Below are 9,237 nucleotides of genomic sequence, written 5' to 3' on the forward strand. Positions count from 1 at the left end.
CGATGTACTTCTCCCCCAGCAGGCTGGTCTGGCGCACCTCCGCGACCACGCTGCCGGGAAGGTCGACGTCCTCACGCACCCGCATGGTCACCTCGGCGTGCCAGCCATCGCGCTCGACCTCGAGCACCTGCCCCACCGGGACGTCGTCGACCATCACCGGTGTGCGCGGCACGACGTTGAGCACGTCGGTGAAGTCGGCGGTGACCTCGTAACCGTCCTCCTCGGCGACCGTGTTGGGCCCGCCGGGCAGCGGTAGGTCGTAGGCGCCGTCGAAGTCGCAGCCGGTCATCAGGACGAGGAGCGCGAGCACGAGTCCAGCGAGTCGGGTCATCCCTGGCCACCTCCGATGAGGGCTCCGATGTCGCCGGTCGGGGCGGGCGCCTGGCTGCCCTGCTGCCCCGGCTGCCGGCCGGCCTGCTGGGCCTTGCTCCGGCCGCCCTGCGTGCCGAGGACCGGCCCGAGCACCTCGGTGAGCAGCTGGCAGACCTCCTGGGGCGCCTTGATCGTGGCGTTGTTCTTCAGGGTCTCGCACAGGAACTCGGCCGGGTCCTCGAAGGCGGGCGCCGCGTTGACGCGCGAGCCGAAGGTGCCGGTGACCGGGTCGAAGGCGACGGCGAGGTTGCCCATCGCCAGCGGGCCCTTCTGGGCCACCAGCGCGAGCGCGTCCTTCTCCTTCTCGACCGTCCCGAGCACCGACCCGAGCAGCTCGATGTCCTTGGACAGCTTGCCCCGGTTCTCCTTGACGAACCCGCGGACGGTGCCCAGGACGCGCGCCAGTGCTACGAGCACCTTGCGCAGCTCGGTCCGCTCCCCCTCGAGCTGGGAGGAGACCCCGGCCAGGTTGCCGATGAAGCGGTTGACGAGCGCGTCGTTGGCGGCGAGCGTCTCGCTCAGCGACGCCAGCGAGCGGACGTTCTCGAAGAGCGGGCCACGGTTGTCGCTGAAGGTCTCCACCGCGGCGGAGAGGTTGCGGATCGCCTCACCGCCCAGCGCGCCGTTGCCCTCGAGCGCCTTCGCACCCGCGGTGATGACGTTGTTGAGCGGGCCGGACTGCTGACCGGGCTTCGGGCCCAGGGCCAGCGAGACGTCGTCGAGCGCCTTGTACATCCGGTCGAGCTCGATCGGGGTGTTGGTCCGCTCGAGCGGGATGTCGGCTCCGTCCTCGAGGGCGGGCTCGCCATCGACGTACACTGGGAAGACCTGGACGAAGCGGTCGGCGACGAGGGTCGGGGTGACGATCGCGGCCTCGGCGTCGGCGGGCAGCGTGTAGCGGGAGTCGTAGGTGACGTCCAGCCGCACGGAGTTGCCCTCGGGCACCACCGCGTCGACCTGGCCGATCTTGACGCCCATCACGCGCAGCTCGGAGCCGGGATAGATCGCGACGGTGCGGGAGAAGTGCAGGGAGGCTGTGCGCGTGTCCTGGCTGGGCAGGAAGGAGATGACGGCGGCGGCCAGCAGGACCAGGGCCAGCCCGATCCCGAGTGTCTTGGCAGAGATGCGCTCGAACACTGTCAGCTCACCTCGGTCCCGGGACGAACTCGCCGGAGAAGACCCCGGTGATGTTGGGGACGTAGGCATCGAACCACGGGCCGGTGCCGATGATGTTGCCGAGGATGTTCACGTAGGGCCCGTAGTTGTGGAGCAGGGTCTGCAGCTTGTCCTCGCGCTGCTGGAGGAAGGACAGGACCTCGTCGAGCTTGTCGAGGGTCGGCCTGAGCTGCTCGCGGTTGTCCTCGACCAGGCCCTCGAGGTCGTCGGCCAGCTGGCGCACGTTGACGAGCAGGTCGTGGATCGCCTGCTTGCGCTTGCGCAGCTCGGCGAACACGAGGTCGGCGTTGGACATCAGCTGCACCAGGTCGCCCTTGCGCTCGTCGAGCAGGCTCGTCACCTGCGCCGAGCTCTCCAGCAGGTCGCCGATCTCCTCGTCGCGCGAGGCGATCGTCTGCGACAGCCGGGAGATGCCGGTGAAGCTGCTCCGCACCTCGGGGGCGGCCTGGTCGATGACCGTCGCCAGGGTGTCGAGCGCCTCCGAGAGCGACTTCTTCTGGGTCTCCTCGGTCTGCGTGGTCAGCTGGCCGAGGGTGCCGACGATGTCGAAGGTGACGTCGGTGCGATCGACCGGGATCGTGCCGCCGGCGTCGAGCTCGTCGTCGCCGATCGTGGTCAGGTGCAGGAACTTCTCGCCGAGGAGGTTCTGCACCTGGACCTCGGCCTTCGACTCGTCGCCGAGGGTGGCGTCCTTGACCTCGAAGTCGACAACCACCTTCTCCTGGTCGATCCGGATGTCCTGCACGCGACCGACCCGGATGCCGGCGACCTGGACCTCGCTGCCGACGTGCAGGCCGCTCGCATCGATGAACTCGGCGTGGTAGGTCGTGCCGCGGAAGCCGGGGAACTTCTGCAGGTTGAAGGACGCGGCCATCACGACCAGCAGGCACACCAGGGTGATGGCGCCCAGGCGCAGGATCTTGGCGTCGGAGTGGCGGGCCATCAGCGATCGCACCTGTCCACGGTCGAGTGCATGGTGAACTGGGCGATCTGCTTGACCACGTCCGGCGGCAGCGTCTTGGCCAGCTCGCTGGGCAGCACGATCCCGCCGGTGAACTCGCAGAGGTAGTAGTTGTACCAGGATCCGTAGACCCCGATCCGGGTCTGTCGCGCCAGCATGGTCGGCAGCGTCTCCAGCGTCTTGTCGAGCATTGCCTTGTTCTCCGGTCGCGCCAGCACCGTGAAGAGCCGGCGCAGCTCGGCGACGTCCTTCTTGAGCAGCGGACGCGTCTGCGTCAGCAGGTCGGAGAGCGTCACCGACAGCGCGGAGATGTTCTCCAGCGACCGGCCGATGGTGAACCGGTCGCGGGCGACGTTGCCGGTCCACTTCTTCAGGTTGGTGATGAGCGCACCGAGCTGCTGGTGGTGGCCGTCGACCGTCTTCATCAGCGTGGTCAGGTTGACGATGACCTCGCCGATCAGCTGGTCGCGGTCGGCCAGCGAGTTGGTGAGCTCGCCGGTCTGCTGGAGCAGGCCGGTGATGGTGCCGCCCTCGCCCTGCAGCACCTGGATGAGGTTCATCGAGAGCTCGTTGACGTCCTCGGGGTTGAGCGCCGCGAAGAGCGGCTGGAACCCGTTGAAGAGCGCTGTCAGGTTGAGGGCGGGGCTGGTCTGGCCGAGCGGCAGCGTGCCGTCCGCCGGCAGCCGCTTCGCTTCGGGACTCCCCTGCTCGAGGGCGAGGTAGCGGTCGCCGACGAGGTTGAGGAAGCGGACGCTGGCTCGCGAGTCGGTGGTCATCGGAACGTCGCTCTTGACCGTGAACGAGATCCGCGCCCGGTTGGCCTCGTAGATCTCGACGTCGGTCACCTCGCCCACCGAGACACCGGCGACGCGCACGTCGTCACCCTTCTTCAGCTCGCTGGCGCTGGCGAAGATGCCGTTGTACTCGGTGTGGTCCCCCAGCCCGATGCCGCCCATGATGACGGCGAGCGTGGTGGTGAAGATGATCGAGACGAGGGTGAAGATGCCCAGCTTGATGCCGGCGGCCACGGTGGTGGCGTTGCGTGCGTTCACTCCAGCCCACCTCCCGGCTCGTCGTCGGACGTGCCGTCCTTGAGGGGCAGGAAGGGAGCCGGGTTCTGGTAGTTCGCCGGCAGGCCCAGGCACCACGGCCCGTGGCCGACCTCGCCGTAGACCGGCGCGTCGGCAGCGGTGTAGGACTTGCGCTGTGGCGCCCCCAGCTCGAGGGTCTGGTGGATGATCCCGTCCTGGAAGACGTTCTGGGTGTTGGCCTTCTGGCGCACGATCCCATCCAGCATGCAGGGCAGCTGCGGCGAGTAGGTGTCGAGGAGCGACAGCAGCGGGACGCCGTACCGGCCCTGCTGGATCAGGGCCTGCTCGTTGGCCGAGAGCGTGTTGCGGGTGCTCACCGAGAGTCCGGTGATCGCACGCAGCGTCTCGCCGAACTCGGCCTTCTTCTGCACGAGCGTGCGCGCCGAGACGGTCGCGTTGCGCAGCAGCCGCAGCAGGTCGGGTGCGGCCAGCTCGTAGGTCTGCGCGACCTCGGCCAGCAGCTTCATGTCCGTGCGCAGCTGGGGCAGGTGGTCGTTGATCTCGATGAGGTAGGCGTCGAGCTCCTCGAGGGTCTCCCCGAGGTCGTCGCCCTTGCCGGTCAGCGCGTGCGACAGGGCGTAGAGGGTGGCGTTGAGGTCGGCCGGCTTGACCGCGCGCAGCAGCGGGAACAGGTTGGCCAGGACCGTCTGGATCTCGACGTTGGTGCGCACCCGGCTGGCCGGGATCACCGCATTGTCGGTCAGCATCGTGGGCGACACGTTGCTCGTCGGCGGCACCAGCGAGACGTACTTCTGCCCGAAGAGCGTCGTCGGCAGGATCTCCACCTCGACGTTGTCCGGGATCGTGCGGGCCGCCTCCGGGCGCAGCGCGAGGGTGATGACGGCCTGCTCGCCGTCCTGCTCGATGGCGCGTACGTCGCCGACCAGCGCGCCATGCATGCGGACGTCGCCGAACTTGGCGAGCTGGAGTCCTGCCCGGTCTGCCTGGACCTTGATCGTGGTGACGTCGATGAACTTCTTCTGGTAGATCGCGATCGACAGCGCGATCAGCAGGGCCATCGCGGTGAGGTAGGCGACGCCGGCGACGAGCAGTCGCAGGTGCTCCGCCTTGGAGTCGTGGTGGATGTTGACGAGCACGGCGACTACCCCGTGATCCGCACGGTGGTGGTGGAGCCCCAGATCGCGAAGCTCAGGAAGAAGTCGGCGACCACGACCGTGACGATGGAGGTGCGGATCGCCTTGCCCACGGCCATGCCGACGCCGGCCGGTCCGCCGCTGGCGGTGTAGCCGTAGTAGCAGTGGATCAAGATGATCATGACGGCCAGGATGATCAGCTTGAGGAACGACCAGAGCATGTCGATCGGTGGCAGGAACTGGATGAAGTAGTGGTCGTAGGTGCCGGCGGACTGTTTGTAGATCAGCGTCGTGATCAGCCGCGGCGAGAGGTAGGACGACAGCAGGGCGATGATGTAGAGCGGGATGACGGCGATGAAGGCCGCGATCATCCGGGTCGTCACCAGGAACGGCAGGCTCGGGATGCCCATCACCTCGAGCGCGTCGATCTCCTCGGAGATCCGCATCGCGCCGAGCCGCGCGGTGTAGCCGCACCCGACCGTCGCCGCGAGCGCGATCGAGGACACCAGGGGCGCGACCTCGCGGGTGTTGAAGTAGGCCGAGATGAAGGCCGTGAACTTGGCGACCCCGATCTGGCTCAGCGACGCATAGCCCTGGATGCCGACCTCGGTGCCGGCGAAGAAGGCGAGGAAGGCGATCACGCCGGCGGTGCCCGCGATCAGGGTCAGACCGCCGGCGCCGAACGCCACCTCGGCCAGCGTGTTGTAGATCTCGCGTCGGTAGCTGCGCAGGGCGCGCGGGGTCCACGCCAGCGCCTTGGCGTAGAAGAGCAGCTGGTCGCCGTACTCCTCGAGGCGGTTGCGTCCGGTCCTGACGACCGCGGTCCCGGCATCCATCACTGCGCTCACGCGATCACAGCCCCGGCTGCGGCACGAGCTGGAAGTACAGCGCTGTGATGATCGCGTTGAGGAAGAACAGCAGCATGAAGGCCAAGATCACGCTCTCGTTGACCGCGCGGCCGACGCCACTGGGTCCACCCGCGGCGTTGAGCCCCTTGTGCGCGCCCACGATGGCGGCCAGGAAGCCGAAGAGCGCGGCCTTGACCATGGCGACGTAGAGATCGGTGATCGAGGCCAGGGCGGTGAAGCTGGACAAGAACGCGCCTGCGGACCCGCCCTGGACGATGACGGTGAAGAAGTAGCCGCCGCCGATCCCGGCGGAGATCACGATGCCGATGATCATCAGGCTGACGAAGACGGTGGCGAGCGCGCGCGGCACGACGAGGCGCTCGATCGGGTTGACGCCGAGGACCTCCATCGCGTCGATCTCCTCGCGGATCTTGCGCGCGCCCAGGTCGGAGCAGATCGCAGACCCCGCGGCCCCGGCGATGATGAGGGCGGCGGCGATCGGCGCGGCCTCGCGGACCGTGGCCAGCACCGCGGTCGCGCCGGCGAAGGACTGGGCGCCGAGCTGGCCGGTGAGGTTGCCGACCTGGAGGGAGATCACCGCACCGAACGGGATCGAGACCAGGATCGTGGGCATCAGCGTGACGCTGGTGATGAACCACGCCTGCTCGATGAACTCCCGGAACTGGAAACGGGTCGTGAAGGTGAGCTTGGTGACCTCGATGACCATGGCCGCGAGCTCGCCGGGTCCGCGGACGACGGAGACCGCAGAGAAACCCATGCACCCCACCCTCCCTGACCGGACCGACGAAGAATAGAACACGTTCTCGTTCTGGACAACGAGGCGGCGGCATTTCGGTGACGGTCGGGTCAACGAGGCAGCGTCGAGAGGGGTTATGCGTCGTCGAGCAGGCCCTCGCGCTCGGCGGCCTTCACGATGGCGCGCACCTGCGCCAGCGACCCGCAGCCCTGCGCGATCAGCTCGTTGCGTCGCTTCGCGAACGCCAGGCCGAGCTCGGCCCGGACCCGCGGCCCGACCTCGTCGCGGGCGGGGTTGAGGATGGTCAGCTCCTCCTCGGCGAGGTGGTGGTTGACCGCCTCGCAGAGCTTGTCGACCGCCTCGTCGAAGGCCTTCGTGCCGGTGCCCTTGAGCTCGAGCACCGCGAGCAGCGCCTCGTTGCCCTCGGCGTGCTCCTCCTTGCCGTGCTCCTGCTCGTGCGCGGTGATCGCGTCCTTGCGGCGCAGCCGCGGATAGACGATCTCCTCCTCGGCGGTCGCGTGCGCCACGTGCAGCTCGGAGAACGCCCGGCGCACGGCGTCACGGTCGGAGGACGCGTCGCGCAGCTGGCGCATCAGGGTCTCGAACCGCACGTGGTCGGCCAGGATGAGGTCGATGACATCGCCGGAGGTGAAGTGCCCGAGATCGATCGCAGATGAGGTCATGGCCAGACGCTAGCGGGAACTACTTGGTGGCTTCCATCATTTGCCGGAGCTCCTTCTTGAGGTCGTTGACCTCGTCGCGGATGCGGGCGGCGACCTCGAACTGCAGCTCGGCCGCGGCCGCGCGCATCTGGTCGGTGAGCTGCTGGATCAGCTCGGCCAGGTCGCTGGAGGGGATGCCGGCGGCGTCGGGCAGCGTGTTCTTGATCTTGGACAGCGCCGGCGTCGGGGCCACCGCGGCCTTGCCGCCCGGCTTGACTCCCCCGGCGCGACCCTTGACGCCGGCGTCGGCCCACGTCTGGAGCAGCTCCTGGGTGTTCTCGTCCTCGCGGGCGAGCATCTCGGTGATGTCGGCGATCTTCTTGCGCAGCGGCTGCGGGTCGATGCCGCGCTCGGTGTTGTAGGCGACCTGGATCGCGCGGCGGCGGTTGGTCTCGTCGATCGCCATCTCCATCGAGGGCGTGATCTTGTCGGCATACATGTGCACCTGGCCCGACACGTTGCGCGCCGCGCGACCAATCGTCTGGATCAGCGACTTGTCGGAGCGCAGGAAGCCCTCCTTGTCTGCGTCGAGGATCGACACGAGCGACACCTCGGGCAGGTCGAGGCCCTCGCGGAGGAGGTTGATGCCGACGAGCACGTCGTACTCGCCCATCCGCAGCTCCTTGAGCAGCTCGATGCGGCGCAGGGTGTCGACCTCGGAGTGGAGGTAGCGGGTGCGGATGCCGGCGTCGAGGAGGTAGTCGGTGAGGTCCTCGGACATCTTCTTGGTCAGCGTGGTGACCAGGACGCGTTCGGACTTCTCCGAGCGGGTGCGGATCTCGTGGATCAGGTCGTCGATCTGGCCCTTCGTCGGCTTGATCACGACCTCGGGGTCGATCAGTCCGGTCGGGCGGATGATCTGCTCGACGGTGTTGGCCTTGCCGCCGACCTTGTCGAGCTCGTAGTTGCCGGGCGTCGCCGACAGGTAGATCGTCTGGCCGATGCGATCGAGGAACTCCTCGAACTTCAGTGGCCGGTTGTCCATGGCGCTCGGCAGCCGAAAGCCGTGGTCGACGAGGTTGCGCTTGCGCGACATGTCGCCTTCGTACATCCCGCCGATCTGCGGGACCGCGACGTGGGACTCGTCGACGACGAGCACGAAGTCCTCGGGGAAGTAGTCGAGCAGCGTGTTTGGCGCCGAGCCGCGGCTGCGGCCGTCCATGTGCATCGAGTAGTTCTCGATGCCCGAGCACGACCCCACCTGGCGCATCATCTCGACGTCGTAGGTCGTGCGCATCCGCAATCGCTGGGCCTCGAGCAGCTTGCCCTGCCGCTCGAAGGTGGCGAGCTGGTCCTCGAGCTCGAGCTCGATGCCCTTGATCGCGCGCTCCATGCGCTCGGGCCCGGCGACGTAGTGGGTCGCCGGGAAGATGTGCAGCTCCTGGTCCTCGGTGATGACCTCGCCGGTGATCGGGTGCAGCGTCATCAGCCGCTCGACCTCGTCGCCGAAGAACTCGATGCGCACCGCGAGCTCCTCGTAGACCGGGAAGATCTCGAGGGTGTCGCCACGGACCCGGAACGTGCCACGGGTGAAGGTCATGTCGTTGCGGGTGTACTGGATCTCGACGAGCCGGCGCAGGATCGAGTCGCGATCGTGCTCCTCGCCCACCCGGAGCCGGAGCATCCGGTCGACGTATTCCTGCGGGGTCCCGAGGCCGTAGATGCACGACACCGTGCTGACCACGATCACGTCGCGTCGCGTCAGCAGCGAGTTGGTCGCGCTGTGCCGCAGCCGCTCGACCTCCTCGTTGATCGAGGAGTCCTTCTCGATGTAGGTGTCGGTCTGGGGGACGTAGGCCTCGGGCTGGTAGTAGTCGTAGTAGCTGACGAAGTACTCGACCGCATTGTCCGGGAACAGCATCCGCAGCTCGTTGGCGAACTGCGCAGCCAGCGTCTTGTTGGGCTGCAGCACGAGCATCGGTCGCTGCAGCTGCTCGGCCACCCAGGCGACGGTCGCGGTCTTGCCGGTGCCGGTGGCACCGAGCAGGACGATGTCCTGCTCGCCGCCGCGGACACGCTCGGTGATCTCCGCGATCGCGGTCGGCTGGTCGCCGGACGGGGTGTAGTCGGAGACGACTTTGAACGGGGCCACGCGGCGCTCGAGATCTGTCACTGGACGCATGTCTCGAGCCTACGGGTGGGCACCGACAACGGAGTCCCGCGCCGTAGCCGGACCGTGGCTAGATCTTGCGGCTCACGGGTCGGGGTGACAGGTC

9 protein-coding genes are annotated in these 9,237 nt (G+C 67.8%); all 9 read right to left on the minus strand.

Annotation, left to right across the window (positions count from 1 at the left end):
• On the minus strand, nucleotides 1-331 hold a 331-nt coding region (locus CF8_RS20925), incomplete at its 3' end, for an MlaD family protein (protein ID WP_156887325.1).
• On the minus strand, nucleotides 328-1,509 hold the full coding sequence (locus CF8_RS10740) for an MCE family protein (protein ID WP_010833144.1): 1,182 nt from the start codon (nucleotides 1,507-1,509) through the stop codon (nucleotides 328-330). The genes CF8_RS10740 and CF8_RS20925, both read right to left, overlap by 4 nt.
• 7 nt (nucleotides 1,510-1,516) lie before the next feature.
• Nucleotides 1,517-2,491 carry an MCE family protein gene (locus tag CF8_RS10745; RefSeq protein ID WP_036490746.1) on the minus strand — a complete coding sequence of 325 codons (975 nt, stop codon included), beginning with the start codon at nucleotides 2,489-2,491 and terminating at the stop codon, nucleotides 1,517-1,519.
• Nucleotides 2,491-3,561, minus strand: coding sequence for an MCE family protein (locus CF8_RS10750; protein WP_010833146.1), 1,071 nt, complete (start codon nucleotides 3,559-3,561; stop codon nucleotides 2,491-2,493). The genes CF8_RS10745 and CF8_RS10750 overlap by 1 nt, the downstream gene beginning before the upstream one ends.
• Nucleotides 3,558-4,697, minus strand: coding sequence for an MCE family protein (locus tag CF8_RS10755; protein WP_010833147.1), 1,140 nt, complete (start codon nucleotides 4,695-4,697; stop codon nucleotides 3,558-3,560). Before CF8_RS10755 ends, CF8_RS10750 begins: the two co-directional genes overlap by 4 nt.
• Before the next feature lie 5 nt (nucleotides 4,698-4,702).
• Entirely contained in the window at nucleotides 4,703-5,530 is an 828-nt protein-coding gene (locus CF8_RS10760; RefSeq protein WP_010833148.1) for an MlaE family ABC transporter permease, read from the minus strand.
• Nucleotides 5,531-5,546: 16 nt separating this feature from the next.
• On the minus strand, nucleotides 5,547-6,320 hold the full coding sequence (locus tag CF8_RS10765; RefSeq protein ID WP_010833149.1) for an MlaE family ABC transporter permease: 774 nt from the start codon (nucleotides 6,318-6,320) through the stop codon (nucleotides 5,547-5,549).
• Between the two features lie 113 nt (nucleotides 6,321-6,433).
• Nucleotides 6,434-6,982, minus strand: a complete 549-nt coding sequence (locus CF8_RS10770; RefSeq protein WP_010833150.1) for a hemerythrin domain-containing protein — start codon at nucleotides 6,980-6,982, stop codon at nucleotides 6,434-6,436.
• Between the two features lie 19 nt (nucleotides 6,983-7,001).
• Nucleotides 7,002-9,143: an excinuclease ABC subunit UvrB gene (uvrB, locus tag CF8_RS10775; RefSeq protein ID WP_010833151.1), complete on the minus strand. Its 2,142-nt coding sequence runs from the start codon at nucleotides 9,141-9,143 to the stop codon at nucleotides 7,002-7,004.
• Nucleotides 9,144-9,237 lie beyond the last annotated feature (94 nt).

Source organism: Nocardioides sp. CF8 (genome assembly GCF_000389985.1).
Classification (GTDB): Bacteria; Actinomycetota; Actinomycetes; order Propionibacteriales; family Nocardioidaceae; genus Nocardioides; species Nocardioides allogilvus.

Excerpts from the sequence above, each read along its gene's own strand:
- CF8_RS10765 (WP_010833149.1), bottom strand. The coding sequence starts at position 6,320 with ATGGGTTTCTCTGCGGTCTCCGTCGTCCGCGGACCCGGCGAGCTCGCG.
- uvrB (WP_010833151.1), bottom strand. The coding sequence starts at position 9,143 with ATGCGTCCAGTGACAGATCTCGAGCGCCGCGTGGCCCCGTTCAAAGTC.
- CF8_RS10760 (WP_010833148.1), bottom strand. The coding sequence starts at position 5,530 with ATGGATGCCGGGACCGCGGTCGTCAGGACCGGACGCAACCGCCTCGAG.
- CF8_RS10770 (WP_010833150.1), bottom strand. The coding sequence starts at position 6,982 with ATGACCTCATCTGCGATCGATCTCGGGCACTTCACCTCCGGCGATGTC.
- CF8_RS10745 (WP_036490746.1), bottom strand. The coding sequence starts at position 2,491 with ATGGCCCGCCACTCCGACGCCAAGATCCTGCGCCTGGGCGCCATCACC.